This window comes from Streptococcus sp. 27098_8_70, assembly GCF_041432215.1.
Classification (GTDB): Bacteria; Bacillota; Bacilli; order Lactobacillales; family Streptococcaceae; genus Streptococcus; species Streptococcus oralis_CP.
Map to the genome: position 1 here is coordinate 908,229 of NZ_JAPVZD010000001.1, position 18,717 is coordinate 926,945.

At 43.3% G+C, this 18,717-nt stretch carries 10 protein-coding genes and 1 other RNA gene; 2 read left to right on the forward strand and 9 right to left on the reverse strand.

Features of this window, described 5'->3' with window-relative positions:
* Window positions 1–112: 112 nt before the first annotated feature.
* The 8 genes from cbpF to O3655_RS04375 all read right to left on the reverse strand — a co-directional run bounded on the left by cbpF (window position 113) and on the right by O3655_RS04375 (window position 7,437).
* Complete coding sequence (gene cbpF, locus O3655_RS04340) at window positions 113–1,108, reverse strand: choline-binding protein CbpF (protein ID WP_042902857.1); 996 nt, start codon at window positions 1,106–1,108, stop codon at window positions 113–115.
* Window positions 1,109–1,208: 100 nt separating this feature from the next.
* Complete coding sequence (locus O3655_RS04345) at window positions 1,209–1,898, reverse strand: response regulator transcription factor (protein WP_308697201.1); 690 nt, start codon at window positions 1,896–1,898, stop codon at window positions 1,209–1,211.
* Between the two features lie 11 nt (window positions 1,899–1,909).
* A complete protein-coding gene (gene gndA / locus O3655_RS04350) occupies window positions 1,910–3,334 on the reverse strand; it encodes an NADP-dependent phosphogluconate dehydrogenase (protein ID WP_000158772.1) in 1,425 nt (474 codons plus the stop codon).
* A gap of 75 nt (window positions 3,335–3,409) precedes the next feature.
* Complete coding sequence (locus O3655_RS04355; RefSeq protein ID WP_268703098.1) at window positions 3,410–4,855, reverse strand: cell division site-positioning protein MapZ family protein; 1,446 nt, start codon at window positions 4,853–4,855, stop codon at window positions 3,410–3,412.
* Window positions 4,856–4,867: 12 nt separating this feature from the next.
* The gene (locus O3655_RS04360) at window positions 4,868–6,025 is read right to left on the reverse strand and encodes a class I SAM-dependent RNA methyltransferase (RefSeq protein WP_308697200.1); all 1,158 of its coding nucleotides are present in this window, start codon (window positions 6,023–6,025) and stop codon (window positions 4,868–4,870) included.
* Window positions 6,026–6,108: 83 nt separating this feature from the next.
* An RNA gene (rnpB, locus tag O3655_RS04365) (RNase P RNA component class B) lies at window positions 6,109–6,490 on the reverse strand.
* A gap of 20 nt (window positions 6,491–6,510) precedes the next feature.
* On the reverse strand, window positions 6,511–6,840 hold the full coding sequence (gene gpsB, locus O3655_RS04370) for a cell division regulator GpsB (protein WP_000146523.1): 330 nt from the start codon (window positions 6,838–6,840) through the stop codon (window positions 6,511–6,513).
* 69 nt (window positions 6,841–6,909) lie between these two features.
* The gene (locus O3655_RS04375) at window positions 6,910–7,437 is read right to left on the reverse strand and encodes a DUF1273 domain-containing protein (protein ID WP_268702267.1); all 528 of its coding nucleotides are present in this window, start codon (window positions 7,435–7,437) and stop codon (window positions 6,910–6,912) included.
* A 66-nt stretch (window positions 7,438–7,503) separates the two neighbouring features.
* On the opposite strand from O3655_RS04375, the gene recU reads away from it, so the two are divergent.
* Together recU and pbp1a are read left to right on the forward strand one after the other, a co-directional pair.
* A complete protein-coding gene (gene recU, locus O3655_RS04380; RefSeq protein WP_000248757.1) occupies window positions 7,504–8,100 on the forward strand; it encodes a Holliday junction resolvase RecU in 597 nt (198 codons plus the stop codon).
* Window positions 8,097–10,265 (forward strand): penicillin-binding protein PBP1A, encoded by a 2,169-nt coding sequence (gene pbp1a / locus O3655_RS04385; RefSeq protein WP_308697199.1) that lies wholly within the window; start codon window positions 8,097–8,099, stop codon window positions 10,263–10,265. Before recU ends, pbp1a begins: the two co-directional genes overlap by 4 nt.
* 167 nt (window positions 10,266–10,432) lie before the next feature.
* Here pbp1a and O3655_RS04390 read toward each other — a convergent pair whose 3' ends face one another.
* A complete protein-coding gene (locus O3655_RS04390; RefSeq protein WP_371641195.1) occupies window positions 10,433–18,667 on the reverse strand; it encodes an SIALI-17 repeat-containing surface protein in 8,235 nt (2,744 codons plus the stop codon).
* Window positions 18,668–18,717 lie beyond the last annotated feature (50 nt).

Consider the following 18,717-nt stretch of genomic DNA (forward strand, 5'->3'; position numbering starts at 1 on the left):
CCTTTAACCAGACGGAAAGACCGTCTCATTTCATACAGTAGTATTTTCTCCTATCTATTTTATTATATTTTCACAAAAAAAGCGATTGTTTCCTTCACAATCGCCTCTTTCATTATTGAACCCATTCGCCATTATAGTTGACAGAATAGCCTTCTACAGTCGTATTCACTGCTAAAGCACCTGAACTATAAGCGTAGTACCATTTGCCATTAACCTGGAACCAGCCTGTCTTCATATCGCCATTACTTGCGTTTAGATAATACCAAGTCGAACCTTCCTGATACCAGCCAGTCGCCATAGCTCCTGATGAACGAAGATAATACCACTTGTTCCCAAGGTATTGCCAGCCCGTTTGCATATCGCCATTTGGTTCATCTAAATAATACCAAGATAAGCCTTCCTGATACCAGCCAGTTGCCATAGCTCCTGATGAACGGAGATAGTACCACTTGTTACCAAGATATTGCCAACCCGTTTGCATTGTAGCAGTTGTTGGATCTAGATAGTACCAAGTTGAATCATCGTTTATCCAGCCACGTGCGAGCTCCCCAACAGTCAATCTGTTGATGCGAGAATCAAAGCCACCATCCTTCTGTAAATAATACCAGTGCCCCTCATCATGAACCCAACCGGTTTTTAAGGTGTGATAACTTCTTTGGTCTTCAAAATAGTAGACTCGTTTCTCTACTGGACTATCATATTGTTCCCCATGATGTTTGTTGGTGTTTGTAGCAGTTTTTGCTTCTAACACTTGCTTGCCAACAAATTCTTGTAGTACCCCATCTTGACCAAAGTAAAACCAATCTGGTCTAAAAGCAATCTCTTGTCTTGGAGAAGGACCAATCGTAACCCCTTTGTGTGGAGCAGGTATATATTGCCAGCCGACAACCATCTCTCCAGATAAAGGATCAAAATAATAGTATTTTCCATCAATCACTCGCCAGTAGGTTTCTTTGAGGTTCCCCTTCTTGTAGTAGGTTCTACCATTTTCTTGGACAAATTGCCAGCCTTCCGAATCAGCATCATCCGCAAAGACGGTGCTTGTAGCTAGCAAAGCAAAGAAAGAAACTGTCAGAACAACTTGCATCATTATTTTAAATTTTTTCATTAGATCTTTCCTCCATAACTGATTGTAGCAAAGACTTTATTGTATGTCAATATATAGAAACTTCTCAAAAAAAAGCAGTTACATAACTGCAACTGCTTTTCTATTCTTGCATGGTGTAACCAACACCACGCACGGTTTTAATGTAGCTTTTTTGACCTTTTACATCAAGCTTGCTACGTAGATAACGGATATAAACATCCACGATATTGGTCTCTGTCGCACTTTCGTACTTCCAAACACTTTCCAATAACTGCTCACGAGTCAAGACCTTCTTGCTTCCCATGAGAGTAGCCAGAAGGTCATACTCGCGGCGCGTCAGAGCAATCAACTCCTCGCCACGATAAACGGTATGATGTTCTACATCCATACGTAGGTTGCGGTATGACGTTGGAACCTTCATCTGACTACAGTGTTGGTCAATGAAGTCCCGACCTCGGAAAATCGCTGAAATACGAGCTACTAGATTATCAATAATCACTGGCTTATAGATGTAAGAAACGGCGAAGCGCTGGATTGTCTCAATCTGGTCTTGCAATTCTTCGCGATGGTCCAAGACCATGATCACTGAGGCAGGTTTTGTCCGACTCAGCCTCTCTGCAAAATCCTGGGCCGTCATATCCCCCAGACGAGCATTCAGTAAAATCAAGTCATAATCTGTCTGGAGAGCCATGGAGAGGGCTTTTTGTCCCTCCTCGACCAGATCAACACGGTATTGCTCTTTTTGGAGTTCCAGACTGAGAAAATGAGCGAGATTTCGTTCTTTCTCAAGTAATAAAATCCGTTTCCCCATGGCAGACCTACTTATTTTTCGTCATACCAAGAGTAGTGGAATGTTCCTTCTTTGTCTTTACGTTGGTAAGTATGGGCACCAAAGTAGTCACGTTGTGCTTGGATTAAGTTAGCTGGAAGGTCAGCTGAACGGTAGCTATCAAAGTAAGTAATAGCTGCTGAGAAGGTTGGCACTGGTACACCTGCTTGTACAGCAAGAGCTACGATATCACGCACTGCTTGTTGGTACTTGGCAGTGACATCCAAGAAGTATTCATCCAAGAGAAGGTTTGCAAGATCAGCATCGCGGTTGTAGGCATCTGTGATCTTTTGCAAGAAACGAGAACGGATGATACAGCCGTCACGCCAGATAGATGCGATGTCCGCAAATGGCAAGTTCCAGTTGTTTTCTTTAGAAGCTACACGCAATTGGGCAAAACCTTGTGCGTATGAGATGATTTTTGAGAAGTAAAGAGCTTGACGAATCTTTTCGATCAACTCAGCCTTGTCACCTTCAAATTTGAAGGCAGCTGGTTTTGGAAGGACCTTGCTAGCATGTACACGCTCTTCTTTGTATGTAGAGATGTAACGTGCAAATACTGACTCCGTAATCAGTGACAATGGTACACCAAGGTCAAGAGCTGATTGACTAGTCCATTTACCAGTTCCTTTGTTTCCTGCAGCATCCAGGATGTAGTCTACGATTGGGCCATCTTGACCTTCATCATCTTTACGGCTCAAGATATCAGCTGTGATTTCGATCAAGTAGCTGTCCAATTCACCCTTGTTCCACTCAGTAAAGATTTCTGCCATGTCTTCTGCAGAAAGACCAAGCAAGTGTTGCATCAAGTCATAGCTTTCTGCGATCAATTGCATGTCACCATACTCGATACCGTTGTGGACCATTTTCACATAGTGACCAGCTCCATCAGGACCGATGTAAGTCACACATGGTTTGCCATCTTCTGGTGCTTTAGCTGAGATTTCTTCGAGAACATCAGCAACCAATTCGTAGGCTTCTTTTTGTCCACCAGGCATGATAGAAGGCCCCTCAAGGGCACCTTTTTCACCACCAGAAACTCCAGTACCGATAAAGTTGATACCTGAGTTTGCTAGTTCTTCATTACGACGGATAGTATCTTTGTAGAAAGTATTTCCTCCATCGATCAAGATATCACCCTTGTCAAGGTGGGGAAGAAGAGCTTGGATAGTTGCGTCTGTACCAGGTCCAGCTTGAACCATCAGCATGATACGACGAGGTTTTTCGATTGAGTTTACAAAGCTTTCAACGTCATAGCTTGGCACAAAGTTCTTTTCAGGATGGCAAGCAATTACGTCTTCTGTTTTTTCTTTACTACGGTTGTAAATGGCAACTGTATAGCCACGAGATTCGATATTTAGGGCAAGGTTACGACCCATTACGGCCATACCAACGACACCAAAGTTAGCTTTTGTCATGTGACACTCCTCTTGTTTAATATGTTTTATTTTATCATTTTTACCTATGAAAGGAAAGAATTTTGTAACGGAGTCCTAGTAGTCCAAGTCATCTGCATGACCAGAACCATTCCCTACAAAGTAACCTGTCTTACAGTTGAGGGTGAAGAGATAGGTTCCATCTGGTTTATAGAGGTTGTAATAACCATTTCCGTTTACGATATTGACACGTTCTAGGATATATTGATTTCCAGTGATATAGCCACGAGCACGTGATGTTGCTAGAACTTGTTCCAATACACCATCCGCAAAGGTCCAAGCAGAATTGTTGCTATCATCTACAGCTGATTGGTTGTAAGGTACACGACTAGCACTTCTTTGAAGATTAACCCCATCGCCAGACAAACCACCATTTGTATCTCTAGCTGGTGCCGCGGTGCTTGTTGAAGGGGTCGTACTGCTTGCATTGCTTTCTGTAGCTGAACTTGAGCTTGCTTGACTCGTGCTAGAGCTTGAACTTGAGCTGGAAGCACTGGTTTGTTGACTCTTGCCAAGACTAATGGCCTTATCCAAGAGTTTGTCTAGTTCTGTGTTGCCTGTCTTAATTTCTGTAAATTTAGCATCCGCTTTGGCTTTCGCATTGGTATCCAAGACACCGTCAGTGATTGCTGGGCTTTCAAAGAGGGCATTGACATCTTGAATGGCCTTAATTTGAGTTGCTAGACTATCATATCTTGACTTAGCTAGTGTATAATCACGGCTACCTTCTAACTTATCTAGCAAGGTTTTCAGTTGGCTCAATTTATCAAACTGGCTGTTTTTCAGAGCTGTCTTATTAGCATCTGTATAGAAAGTATCATAGAGATCATTGAAGTCTTTCAAAGCTGTTTGTGTCCCTTGATCATCCGAAGAGGCTGCTTGAGAAGACTGGATTTCTTGGTTTGAACGAGATACTTGACGGTAGACATAATACGTTCCAGCAAGCACAAGAATTGCAGCTACTACCGAAGCAATGATGATGACACCTTTCTTCTTAGAGCCTGTTTCAGGTTCTGTTTGAGCCGAACGTGATAGAGGTGTATAGGTCTCCTCTTCTCGTTCCTCATTTATTTCTTTGGGCTCTGTTTCTGTTAAAACGAGAGGCTCTATTTCAGCATTTTCTTCATCTTGAAGTGGTGGAACAAACTGAGTAGTCTCTTCATTTTCTATCTCTTCAATAGATTCCTCAGCAACCAGGTCTGAATCGTCTACCTGATCAGAAGTCTCACTAGATTCTCGCACTTCTTGGATCATTTCCTCTAGGTTTTGAGTAGAAGCCAGTTCTTCTTTTTTAAACTGACGAGTTTCAAACTTGTCAGCTTCAATCTCTTCACGGTGTTGTTTGATGTATTTGTCTAAGATACTGTCCTCAGGCAATACTCCAGCCTCCACCTCTTCATTCTTACGAATGACTTGACCAACAGTCAAGTCTTTTGCTTCGTCAAAGTCGAATTGTGGTTCTTGATGTCCTTTTTTATGACGATCACGTCTTTTCTTACTCATGAGTTCACCTTTCTATTTTACCTCTTGGCGTTTGACACGCTGACCAAAGTATTGATACAAATCCACTTTTAAGGTCCCGTTATAGAGTTTTCGCTTTTTATCAGCTGGACTTCCGTACTTGTTTTCAAAAGCTTCGTCACTCGTCAGGATAAACTTACTCCACGTTTTCAGTGGTGCAAAGACTTGTCCCATCTCAGCATAGAGCTTGGTAACTCCTACATCATCAGACAAGCGTTCCCCATATGGTGGATTGGAAATGATAACGCCATTAATCTTGTCTGTACGCAGGTCCTGTACCCGCATTTGCTTAAAGGTGATATCACCTGCGACGCCTGCTGCTTGGGCATTTGCCTTGGCAATCTCCACCATGCGAGCATCAATATCACAGCCCATAATGTCCAGCTCAAGTTCACGATCCATTTTCTTAGCCGCCTCTGTACGAACTTCCTGGATTAGCCGATCGCTGACCCAGTTCCATTCCTCAAAAGCAAAGGAACGGCGAAGGCCAGGAGCCATCTTTCTAGCAATCATAGCCGCCTCGATACAGAAAGTTCCTGAACCACAGGTTGGATCAATCAAGGGCTTGTCTGGATACCAGTTAGATAGTTGTAAAATGGCCGCTGCCATATTTTCCTTGATCGGCGCTCCACCCTTTTCCGTACGATAACCACGTTTAAAGAGACTGGATCCTGTCGTGTCAATCATGACCGTTGCCACATCTTTCAGGATAGATACCTCAATCTTAAACTCGGGACCCGTTTCCATCAAGGGAACTCCTTCTGGGCGGGCATAGTGTTTTTGTAATTTCTTCACAACAGCCTTCTTGGAAATAGCCTGAACACTAGGCTCGTTATGAAGTTTAGACTTCACACATTTTGCCTTTGATATCGGGAAACGTGCTCCTAGCGGGAGATAGTTTTCCCAATCTAGAGCAAAAACACCTTGAAAAAGCTCTTCAAAAGTCTTAGCAGGAAAACTTCCGACTACAATCTTGATGCGATCCGCTGCGCGAAGCCAAAGGTTGGTCTCGATGATTGCCTTCACATCTCCTTGGAAGCGGACACGCCCATTTTCAACCTGGCAATCATAACCAAGGTCTCGCACCTCACGTCCAACGACAGCCTCAAGGCCCGCAGCAGCAGTTGCGATTAAATTAAATTGTTCTTTCATTTCTAGTCTTGCAAGACCTTTCTCTTGTTCACTTTAAAAAATGAGGTTGAGAAAGATTTCTCAGCCCCAACCTATATGCAATTTTCTATAAGCCATGTTTTGTTCCAGAAGTGACTAGGACCACTTCCTTCGATAATCATCTGTCTACCGCTAACAGCATAAAGCTGCTAGCAGTCAGAGTACTACGTTCGTTTCCGTGCACTCCATGCCCCGACCAAAATTTGGGTTGCTAGCTTGAGGGGTTTACCGCGTTCCACTCTCTCTGTTTCCAGAAAGACTCCGTCACTGTGGCACTTTCAAGCCTATTCTGACCTATCCGAAGACTTAGCCATTTCGACTGCCGTAACGATTTCTCGTCCCTAGGCTTATGGATTCGCCTAGCACAAACACTACAGGCATCACAGCCTGTGCTAGCATGGACTTTCCTCATGAAAAGAGAACCTCTTCACGCGATTATCCAAAAATTGCACTCATTCCTTAGTCAATTATAAATCTTGGTTGTCTAAGATTTGCTTACCAAATACTTCTTTTTCGAGACGATTTAAGCGTTTCAAAATATCAAAGTTTGTCATTGAAGTAGAAGCCGTTACTTCAATAGAGTCTGGTTGAGTTGGAGCTACCTGTGGTTTATGAGATAATTCTTCCTTCAAATCAGCAATCTCTTGACGAAGGGATTTGACCAAAGCTGCGTAGGTTTCATAATCCTTAATCACATCGTCTAGGAATTCATCTACCTCTGCTTTGCTGTATCCACGTACTTCACGTCCAAATTCTTGTTCAAAAATATCTTTCGCTGAAAATATAATACTTGCCATGTCTCTCTCCATTCTGGGTTGCTAGTATTATTATATAAAAAAAGACAAGTAAAAATCAAGGTCAAAGGCTTACTTTTCAGAAAAATTTTCTACTATTTCATTCAAGTCCTCAAATGTTAATCTTCTTGTAACATAGTCCGCTTGATTTTTCATCATTTGGTAAAAATATCGTAACTTGGTTTCGTTTTCTTCGTCGTAAAAAAGGTAACAAGTATCTGTATTTTCCAGCAAAAATTTCTGATAATCGCGTAATTGTCCCTTGTGCTCATATTGTGGATAGGCGTATTTGACAAAATCAACCTGCTTGAACTCACTCAATTTCGCTTGATTTGCTTCATTCCAATTACTGCCATGGGTTTCAAAATCAAAAATGGTCGCCAGCTGAAATCCATAGTCTGCTTTCATGTCTTTCGCCACCTGAAGCGCCCAGTACTCAAAGCCCAAGGTCCCTGTAAAGACAAGCCAGTTCACCCCATCCTCTGCTAGACGTTCCAGGTCTCTCCGAATGGCTGTTTTGATAATATCAACGCGAACATCCTTGTCATTAAAGAGACCAAGGTCGAAGGCTGAATAGCCTAAAATCAAGGCTGATGTCATTTTTAACCCTTTCTTTGTAAATTTATGATATAATAGAGTGATGTTATTGTACCAATAAGGAGAATTATGGTCAACTATCCACATAAAATTTCATCTCAAAAGAGACAAGCACCCCTGTCACAAACTAAAAATTTCGCAAATCGGGGAATGTCTTTTGAAAAGATGATCAATGCTACGAACGACTACTATTTGTCGCATGGGTTAGCTGTTATTCACAAGAAACCGACTCCCATCCAAATCGTACGTGTCGACTATCCCCAACGAAGTCGAGCCAAGATCGTTGAAGCCTACTTTAGACAAGCCTCAACTACTGACTATTCAGGGGTTTATGATGGATACTACATCGACTTTGAAGCAAAGGAAACCAGGCAAAAACATGCGATACCGATGAAGAATTTTCATCTCCATCAGATCCAGCATATGGAACAAGTCCTTGCCCAGCAAGGAATCTGCTTTGTACTCCTTCACTTTTCTTCTCAGCAAGAAACCTACTTATTACCGGCTATTGATCTCATCCGTTTCTATCATCAAGATAAGGGACAGAAGTCAATGCCACTTGGATATATTCGAGAAAATGGATATAGGATTGAGCCTGGGGCCTTTCCTCAAATTCCCTACCTCGACGTTATCAAAGAACATTTACTAGGTGGTAAAACAAGATGAACAAACAAACTTTTCTGCGAATAGCTAAGTATGTCAGTATCAGTCTCTTAACTGTATTTATCGCAGCTGTAATGCTTGGTGGAGGTCTCTTCCTCTACTATGTTAGCAAAGCTCCCGAACTTTCTGAAAGTAAACTAGTCGCTACAACGTCAAGTAAGATCTATGATAGCAATGACGAGCTTATCGCTGATCTTGGATCGGAACGTCGAGTCAATGCCCAAGCAAACGAAATACCGACCGATTTGGTCAACGCTATTGTTTCGATTGAGGACCATCGCTTCTTTAATCACCGAGGAATCGACACGATCCGTATCCTAGGTGCTACCCTACGAAACCTTCGTGGTGGTGGAGGTCTGCAAGGAGCTTCAACCTTGACACAGCAGTTGATTAAATTAACTTACTTCTCTACGTCAACTTCTGATCAGACTCTTTCTCGTAAGGCTCAGGAAGCTTGGTTAGCCGTTCAGTTAGAACAAAAAGCGACTAAGCAAGAGATCTTGACCTACTACATCAACAAGGTTTACATGTCAAACGGTAACTACGGAATGCAGACAGCTGCCCAAAGTTACTATGGCAAGGATCTCAAAGATTTAAGTATTCCTCAACTGGCTCTCCTTGCTGGTATGCCTCAGGCTCCAAACCAGTATGATCCATACTCGCATCCAGAAGCTGCTCAAGAACGTCGTAATCTCGTCCTCTCTGAGATGAAGGGGCAAGGTTACATTTCAGCTGAGCAATATGAAAAAGCGATTAATACTCCGATTACAGATGGACTTCAAAGTCTAAAATCGGCTAATAGTTATCCTCCATACATGGACAACTATCTCAAAGAGGTGATCGATCAAGTCGAACAAGAAACAGGCTACAACCTCTTAACGACTGGTATGGATGTCTACACCAACGTTGATCCTAAAGTTCAACAACATCTCTGGGATATCTACAATACCGACGAGTATGTCAACTATCCTGATGATGAAATGCAAGTAGCTTCAACGATTGTGGATGTGACAAACGGGAAAGTTATTGCTCAGTTAGGTTCTCGTCACCAATCAAGCAATGTTTCCTTCGGAATCAACCAAGCTGTTGAAACCAACCGTGACTGGGGTTCTACCATGAAGCCAATCACAGACTATGCTCCTGCCTTAGAGTATGACATCTACGACTCAACTGCTTCGATTGTACATGATGTTCCATACAACTATCCTGGAACAGATACCCCTGTTTACAACTGGGATAGAAGTTATTTTGGAAATATTACCATCCAATATGCGCTCCAACAATCACGGAACGTTACAGCTGTAGAAACCTTGAACAAAGTCGGTTTGGATAGAGCCAAGACCTTCCTAAATGGAATCGGTATTGACTATCCAGATATGCACTATGCCAACGCGATTTCAAGTAATACGACTGAGTCAAACAAAAAGTACGGAGCAAGTAGTGAGAAAATGGCTGCTGCTTACGCTGCTTTTGCTAACGGTGGTATCTACCATAAACCAATGTATATCAACAAAATCGTCTTTAGTGATGGTAGCTCAAAAGAATACGCTGATCCTGGTACTCGTGCCATGAAAGAGACGACCGCCTATATGATGACAGAAATGATGAAGACTGTCTTGGCATACGGAACGGGTCGTGGTGCTTATCTCCCTTGGCTACCTCAAGCTGGTAAGACTGGTACATCAAACTATACAGATGATGAAATTGAAAACTACATCAAAAACACAGGTTATGTCGCTCCAGACGAAATGTTTGTTGGGTATACTCGCAAATATTCAATGGCTGTGTGGACAGGTTACTCAAACCGCCTTACTCCTATCGTTGGTGATGGCTTCTATGTTGCAGCTAAGGTCTACCGTTCAATGATGACTTATCTGTCTGAGGATAACAACCCTGGCGACTGGACTATGCCAGAAGGCCTCTATCGAAGTGGTGAGTTCGTCTTTAAAAACGGTGCTCGTTCTGCATGGACTGCCCCTGCTCCGCAACAGGCTCCAACACCTGAAAGTTCGAGCTCGACATCAGAAAGTTCAACTTCACAGTCAAGCTCAACTACTCCAAGCACGAATAATAGTGCAAACAATAATACCAATAGCCAGCAACCAAATACAACGCCTGGTCAACAAAACCAGAACCAAAATCAGAATCCTCAACCAGCACAACCATAACATTTATCACCCGGATTTTTCTGGGTGATTTTTTCATAGCACTATTGCATTTATGTGCTTAACAAAAGCCTGAGAAGATGTCTTCTCAGGCTTTTTCTGTACTATAAACCTCATTGGGAAAGATAGGAAACGGATTTCGTAATCTTGTTAAGAGGTTTTACTAAATACTAGTCTTTCTTTGTTTTTGCGACAAAGATAGCAGATAGTGCTAGTCCAACACTTGCCAAGAAAATGGCTGTTTCTGACTGTTTCTCACCAGTTTCTGGCAATCTCTTGTCTTCTTTGGCAATTTGAACTGGTGCTCCTGAAGTCTGAGTTTTTTCTAACGAACTTAGCTTGAACTCTGGTTTCTCTACTGTCGGTGCTGCTTGGTCGCCTACTGTCGATAATGGACCTGTGTATTCTGGAAGCTCATGTACCAGTGCCATAACAGCATTGACACCGCCCTTGAACTCAGGTTTCTCTACTGTTGGAGCAGCTTGATCACCTACTGTTGCTAGCGGGCCTGTGTATTCTGGCAATTCATGCACTAGAGCCATCACTGCATTGACACCACCCTTGAACTCAGGTTTCTCTACTGTTGGAGCTGCTTGGTCACCTACTGTTGCTACTGCGCCTGTGTACTCTGGAAGTTCATGTACTAGGGCTTCAACTGCATTGACACCACCTGTGAATTCAGGAACCTCAAGAACGGGTGCTGGCTCTTCGCCCTTGCTTGATTGAACCGGTTCTTCTGTTAATTCTTGATGGAAGCTTGCCAATTCATAAAACTCAGCCTTGCCACCTTCCCAGACTAATTTGACGTCTAGAAGAGAGCCACCATTTCGGATAGCGAAAGTTTGGAGACTGGATGTAATGGCACCGAGGTCTAGCCAACTGTCTTGACCATCCTTGAGTGTTCTAGCAAGAACACGTGCCTTAGCTCCTTCAGGAAGACTGGAAACGAGACGAAGGTGGTTAGCATTGGTCGGCTCAGACAAGTGATACACCAACTCCCCCTTTTCTTTTTCAGACTTGTAGCTGGTCAAGACTTTTCCGTCTACAAGATTATTGTAGAAGTTGCCTTGGCTTTCTCCACCGTTTCCTTCTACTGTTGGATCATTGATTGGTTTGACAAATTCACCATCGTTGATGACCAATTCTGTAAAGCCTACAAAACGGGCATCATAGTCTGCTGTATAGAGGACACGGAGATAGTTAGCTTTAACTGGTGTCGTCAATTCACCCTCGATATAGCGATTTCCTGGCATCTTAGAATCGTGTGTCCAACCATCTGTCAATGAATCATCGTGTTGGCTATTGGCTACACCATCTCCTACTGTCACGACATCTGTCCAAGTTTTACCGTCTTGGCTGACTTGGATCTTACCATCACGAAGGTAGTTTTGAGTTCCGTCTTGGATATAAGCTCTAATCTTCTTGATGGTACGTTCGCTACCAAGTTTCAAGGTTACGTGACCATCTTTATGGGCGTAGTCTGAAAACTCAACGAAGTTGTTGTAAACACCGTCAAACAGTTGATCTAGGTTATTCAGTTTACGAACATCATTGCTTCCGTATGTTGGATGAATGCCCATAGTTGTAGATTCTAGTTTGGTTGGTTGTACTTCTTTGGTTGTCACAAGGAGAGAAGTGGCTGTCACAGCTTGTTCCTGATCTGTTTTATTGACCAGACGAACATAACGTACCAAGTGACTCACTACAGATCTGTCTGTCAACTGGCTAGCTAGCGTCCATTCTTGCGCATTTGCAGAGTACTCTAGAGTAAGAGCAGGGTTGGCCTGACCTTTGAGCTGGATGCTCTTGATCTGATGGATACGGTTAAGCTTCATTCCTAGATAGCTATGAGCAGGGAGTTTGGTTCCAGCTGGAATTTGAAGCTCGTAACTGCCTAAGCTATCCACTACTGGTGTTTCCTTCAAGGCATCGACGTTGGTGTCCGTTAACTCACTGTTTCCAGAGCGTGTCTCAACAGAGAAGTCTTGGATACGCCACCAGAGGTCGAGAGCCTTGGTATTGCGTACTCGGATGTAACGAGCATTGATTGCTCTAGTCACTTCCTTGGTTTGTTCACCTGCCAAGCGATCAAGTTCCTGCCAAGTAGTTCCATCTGTAGAGTACTCAAGTACACCTGCAGCAAGCTTATCACCCGTTCCTTGGCGAAGTCGTACTTTAGTGACTGACTTGACTTCACCGAGGTCAAGTTGTGCCCAAGCATCTACTGGTGTCGTATTGCTACCGTCAGCATTTGCCATCATGGCTTCTGTATTGTCCTTGCCATCAGTGATTTGACGGGCTGAGGTATTTAGTTTGTAAACTAAGTTTGAGCTTAGACTAACTGTCGTTGCTTGTTGGCTACGAGCTTTTTCAACTGGACGGTTGACTGCAATTTCCTGAACTGCAAACCAAGTGTTCTCGCGGTCTGCTGTCGCAATCATGCGAACTGCCTTGGCCTTGATGTTGAGATTCTCAAACTTAAGCAGGGATTCATTTCCGACATAGCTTGGCTCTTTCAAGGTTACCCAGTTGTCATTTTCATCTAGATACTGCACTTCTGCCTTACTAAAGGTATCACGTGGATTTGCCTGCGTTCCCATAGCAAAGGTCAAGGTTTGAATCGCTACTGGCTTGTTGAATTTCATACCGATATAATCACCTGTCTTGATGCTATTTGGTGATTTAATAATCGCATGAGTTGCCAAATCGCCATCCGTTACTTCTGCTAAACCACCTTCTACACCTGTTCGATTGGTGATAAAGGTACTGATGATTTGATCTGGATGCAAGACTTTTTGAACTTCAGATGCCAGAACTTCTTTCAGGGATAGGATAAATGGACGAATATGTTGAACACCCAATTCAGCTCTTTCCATATGGTCTACATAATGGAAGGTGTGAGTTTGAGACTGTTCGTACAATTTCAAACCTTTATAGTAGCTATCCCAAAGTTTGGCTGCATCGTTTGTAGCCATGGCTTCAGTTCCTGTAAGGAAGGCATCGAGAGCATTCATTTGATCGATTGCATTATCCAACCAATAGTGGATTTGGGCAACCATTTTTTTATCGCCTGATGCTTTATAGAGTTCGGCTGCTTCTTTAATCTTGGCAAATTCTGCACGCAAGGCTGCACGTTCGGCAGTCACATCCTGACCTGCTTTGAGCTTGGTCATGAAGTCTGTTAATTTTGGAGCTAAGTCTACCGATTCTTCTAGTTTGACGACACGATTATCCATGTTTTGGTTGATCATGTGCTTACCAAGTTCGCGGAAGGCTGCTGATACCTTGCTATCTTCAAAATGACCATTTTCTACAAAGTTGAAGGCAATGTCATTGATTTTCTTAGCTTCTTCTTCTGATTTCCATTGTTTCCATGAGTATTGAGCTCCTGAAAAGAGGGCAATCTTAGATGGTTCAGACTGTTGCATTGGGTTCAACATGATACCAGATAGCAAGCTTGGATCCACATTTGGATGAAGGAATTTCTCACCACCACCTAGAATCAAGTGCTGTTTCGAGTTATCTGTTACAGGCCAGTTAATCCAAAGTGAAACTGGGCGATAGGTCTTGCCACCTGCGGATAGATTGTTCTTGAGAGTTGAAAGGAAGCTTTCAGAGACTTCACCCCAAATCTTACCACCCGTCAAGGTCATGGATGTTGAACTTGGGAGATTTTCATTGAGGGATTTCAACTCATCCTCACGTCCATTACCCCAATACTGGCCAGGAACAAAGATCATTTCTTTACGAAGACCGCTGTAAGTTCCCTGCATTTCAGTCAACCACTTGGTCATATCTTGCATCAAGCGGTTATAGCTATTGTAGCCACCGACTGGGCTTGGAGCATCATCTGCAAGGATACCAAATTCACGGACACCCACTTTCATCAACTGGGTGAATTTGGCCTTGATGGTTGCCAAATCTTCTTGGTAATGCGCTTCATTGCCAAAGCGGATGCGGTTGTTCATGAATGGATGGATAGTCCAGACATAGCGAGTTTTACTTTGATTTCCGACACGAGCAAGTTCACGGATTTCAGCTAGTTTTTCTTCTGGATAGAGTTCACGCCATTTCTTGTTGTGGTATGGATCATCTTTTGGTGCAAAGAAGTATTGGTTCAATTTCAAATCGCCACCATAACGCATGAGCTCTGCACGATCGGCATTCGACCATGGATTTCCATAGTAACCTTCGATGAAACCACGATTCTTGAGCTCTGCGTAATCTTCTACTGTCACATTGCGAAGGACTGGCACTTGGCTTTCCTTGAGCATGTGTTTCAAGGTTGTCAAACCATAGAAGACTGCATCTGTGTCTTTTCCGACGATGGAAATCGAATTATCCTTGATGCTCAAGACATAGGCGTCGATCTTGTCAAAGAGACCTGCTGAAACATTGGACAAGTTTTGCTCTGCTTGTGAACCTTGTCCATGCACTCCAAGATAGATATTGGTTGCGCCAGCGATTGCCGCCTTACCAGTTGTATAAGATACTTGATTGTCCTGCAAGACACTCTTCAAGCGATTGCGAGTATAGATATCGAGTTGATCCCCCATAACCAGATTGACTTGCTTGCGAAGAGCTGTAACACCTTCTCCATAAGTCACTTTTTGTGGAGTTGGGAAGACCTTGTACTCTTTCTTGAGATAGTCTGAGCTCTTGCTGGCAGCTGCAATGCTGTCTTCGCTAGCTGGTTTACTTGCAGTAAATTGATCTGCCAATTCAACTGTTCCATCACCGGTTTGGTCTACTTTTGGCTTTTCTGGTGTAGTTGGTTTTTCTGGTTGACTTGGTGCAGGCGTTTCTTGCTCTTCTTTGACAGGTTTCAATAGATGAACTTCAGCTGCACTTGCAAAACCACCAACGCCTTCCAATACTTTCAACTCAATCTTGTTGGTATGCACCGCCGTAAAGTTGACTGTTTTTTCTTGGGCGTTGTTGTCCCAGCTTCCTTCTGAAACCTTGACCATTTGGCCATCTTTTTGTGCGTAGATTTCGTAGCGCGTCACGACACCATTTCCACCACCTGGTCGTGGGAGATAAGTCAAACCATTGACTTTTTCTGCTTCTTTCAAGGTCATAGTAAGGGTGTATGGCGCAGTGTCACCAGTCCACTTAGTATGCCAGAAGGTATTTGGATCATTGTCAAAGGCCTTTTCAACAGCGCCTTCAGTCTCGTTTCCTGGAAGTTGCTGACTGCTTGCGGTTGCAGTAATTTTATCATTTGAAATCAAACGAGGATTTACAAATGGTTTGTCTGACAACTCTGCACTATGCAAGATTCCTTTGAATCCACCGATGCTTTCAAGCGGTAGTACCAAGCTATTGTGGGCAAAGCGAGGGTGGGCTGGATTTGCAATACGCTCAATCTTTTCACCATCCACATAGACTTCTGTAGATTGTGGTTTGGTTACGATGGAGATTTGATAACGTTTGTTCTTTTCAAGTTTTTTATTGAATTGGATATGGAACTGTTCAAATTGATAAGCAAGATAACCGTCTTTATCAGCTAGATAGATACGGTTGTCCCCACTTGTTGAGAAGGTTTGTTCCCCGTCTCCAGTGACAGTTACATCAAACTTCAAGACGTGACTTGGGCCAACATCACCAGCCAAGCCTTCGATGCTGCTGTCTTTCTCAAATGCCAATCCTTGCTCGCTTGTCTTCACTTTCTTACTTGCATAGTCCTTAACTGTCTTAGGATTGATAGTAAACAAATCACTTTGATCAATCGCTTTATCAGGATTTGACTGTGGTGCATAAGGGCTCGTTGGTAGGGTACGTTCTGCAAAGGTTGCAGCCGCACGATCGGATCCCCAAGTACGTTCTGCAGTGGTTTGCATGCTCTTGAAGAAGCGTTTAAAGATATCATAAGAGGTCAAACCGGTCTCATGAAGGTCGATATTATCATTCCAAACTGCGTGCCCCCCACCAAGGATACTTGGATGAGAAGCTGGTAGAAGTGGACCTCCACCTGTTCTAAAATCATTCGGTGTCCAGCTATTGTACTGACGTTCGTAGTTAGCATAGTCCCCGTAAGCTGCTTGACTATTGCTTCCACTTGGCACACTATAGGTCGGTACATCTGTGATGTTGATAATCTTAGCTCCCTGAGCAATGGCTTCATTTGGTCGTTGCCATCCGATACTCCAGATATCAACCTCTACTCCGTTCCAATCAACCGCTGTTTTACCTCGTTTTGCACTGAGCGAGCCCCAGATACGAGGGGTGTAACCTTTAGACTTGATATATTGGGTCAAATCATTGACATAGCGACGGTAACTTTCTCTGCTGCCATAGTATTCATCCGTTCCGATATGAACAGTGGACACGCCATGAAGCGGTGCATCTGGTCCATCTAGGAGTTTGTCATAGACGGATTTGACAAATTTAAGAGTTTCTTCATATTTAGTATCCAAGTCTAGCATGGCAACTCGTTCGACATTGTGCTTGCCTGCATAATCGCTCAGACTACCTTGATACATGAGGTCTGGACGAACTTTAACAAATGAAAGTGCATGACCTGGTGTGTCAATTTCTGGTACTAGGTTGATATGAAGAGCCTTGGCCAATTTAATCAGATTTTGCATTTCTTCCTTGGTATAATGCTCATCTGATGTTAGTTTTTGCCCATTTTTACCGACAATGTCTGTCTCCACACGGAAACCAGTCTTAGCGTGTTCAAGTACATACTTGAGTTGTTCTTCTGAACTTAAATTCTTACCTGCCAAGTGTTCCTTGAGGAAGATATAGTTATCATTAAGGTGCAACTGCAAGTCGTTCATCTTGTAGTAGGCCATGTTGAGCATGATGTCTACGAGGGTGTCATAAGGGATAAATTTACGACCTGTATCCAACATAAAGCCACGGTGGCTGAAACTTGGGAAATCACGAATTTCGCCATTTTGTAGGTCTGTTTCTCCCATTTGAAGAAGAGTCCGAGTGGCGTAGAAGGCTCCTGTATTTGTGGCAGCTTCGATGGTAATCACATCATTTTGGATAGTGATACCGTACCCTTCTTTACCATAACCCTTGTTTTCAACCTTTTTAAATTCGATTCGTTTTTGAGCCTGCTTGTCACCTGTTGCTAGTTCCAATCCACGGCTAGCAAGGTCTGACTGGTAGAAGGTTGCTGCCTGATCAAAGCCAGAATCACCTGTCGCAAGGACTGTATCTGAAGTGATAGAAGATTGGCCTTCTTTCCCATACCATTGTTGAACAGCTGGTGCTACTTTTGGTTTGACACCTACACCCTCGTCCTGATGTAGACCCTTGATGACTACTTCAAATTCCTTAGTGAAAGTATGGCTGTCTTTGATTTGCTGCACCATAACCTTAACGCGTTGATCTGTCAGAGGTTTATGGATACGATTTTGAAGATCAATCACACCTTGCTTGTTGCTTCCGATAAGGCTAACTTTCCCTGGTAAAGTTGGTAAGACAAGAGACTGTCCATCTTCTGCTACTGTTAGTTCGGTTACTTGGCGGATATCCGTTACCTTACTATGGTCCGGAACGTTAGAATAAGCTCGAATTTCTTGGATTCCAACGTTTCTCCAGCCCATTGTCCCCGCTTGATAGTCATTGATCTCTAACTTAAGATATTTAGCTTGAATACTATTAGCTAAGTCAACTTTCTCATCTAAAACAGGATCTCCAGTCTTGGTATGAGCGAGTTTCCATTGTTTTTCTCCATTAGCGCCCACGTCTTCTTGACCTGCATAGTAGAGACTCCAAGATTTGATATTGGGGTCATTTTGCCCATTACGAAGACGACGATCCCAGTCAATTTCAACATGTTTGATCAAGGTAGTCTTAGGAAGGGTCAATTCAAAAGTTGGTTTTGGTACATCTTTGTCTGTAGCCCAACGGGTATTGTCGTCGCCATCAATAGCCTTATCTGCAGTAAAGTTGGTCCCAGTCTCATGGTTGCTTGCTTGAGCAGTAGCACCCTCGAGATGGTTGACATCTTCTCTATCTTCGATTGGCTTTTCAGCTGGTTTTACTGCTGGTGTAGTGGTTTCCGCAGGTTGATTATCCGCCTTTGGTGTTTCAACCGGTTTGGGCGTTTCTGCTGGCTTGGGACTTGCAGGACCTGTCTCTGGTTTTGCCTCTTCACTTGCTGCAGGATTGGTTCCCTCATCAGTCGCTGGAGTTTCTTCATGACTTGCTTCTGTTGCAGCTTCTGCATCCGCCTTTTCAAGCGCAGCGGCTAAATCATCTGGTAACTTATCCAGGGCTTGAACATGAGTGATACTTCCCTCTGTCTCTGAAGGTGTTGCTGTTTCTGCCGCCTGAACCATATTGGCGCCAAAGATACTAGCACCAATCATAACGGAGGCTGCACCGATTGCAAATTTTCTTATACTATAGTGACAGCGTTTCTCAAAAAAATGTCTATCCATCTTTCTCCTATTCCTTTCATCCGCATACACGAGTAAGCGGTATCATTTCT

What these genes read in the sequence shown, in the direction of transcription:
- cbpF (WP_042902857.1), bottom strand. Translation starts at nt 1,108, where the DNA reads ATGAAAAAATTTAAAATAATGATGCAAGTTGTTCTGACAGTTTCTTTC.
- O3655_RS04345 (WP_308697201.1), bottom strand. Translation starts at nt 1,898, where the DNA reads ATGGGGAAACGGATTTTATTACTTGAGAAAGAACGAAATCTCGCTCAT.
- gndA (WP_000158772.1), bottom strand. Translation starts at nt 3,334, where the DNA reads ATGACAAAAGCTAACTTTGGTGTCGTTGGTATGGCCGTAATGGGTCGT.
- O3655_RS04355 (WP_268703098.1), bottom strand. Translation starts at nt 4,855, where the DNA reads ATGAGTAAGAAAAGACGTGATCGTCATAAAAAAGGACATCAAGAACCA.
- O3655_RS04360 (WP_308697200.1), bottom strand. Translation starts at nt 6,025, where the DNA reads ATGAAAGAACAATTTAATTTAATCGCAACTGCTGCTGCGGGCCTTGAG.
- gpsB (WP_000146523.1), bottom strand. Translation starts at nt 6,840, where the DNA reads ATGGCAAGTATTATATTTTCAGCGAAAGATATTTTTGAACAAGAATTT.
- O3655_RS04375 (WP_268702267.1), bottom strand. Translation starts at nt 7,437, where the DNA reads ATGACATCAGCCTTGATTTTAGGCTATTCAGCCTTCGACCTTGGTCTC.
- recU (WP_000248757.1), top strand. Translation starts at nt 7,504, where the DNA reads ATGGTCAACTATCCACATAAAATTTCATCTCAAAAGAGACAAGCACCC.
- pbp1a (WP_308697199.1), top strand. Translation starts at nt 8,097, where the DNA reads ATGAACAAACAAACTTTTCTGCGAATAGCTAAGTATGTCAGTATCAGT.
- O3655_RS04390 (WP_371641195.1), bottom strand. Translation starts at nt 18,667, where the DNA reads ATGGATAGACATTTTTTTGAGAAACGCTGTCACTATAGTATAAGAAAA.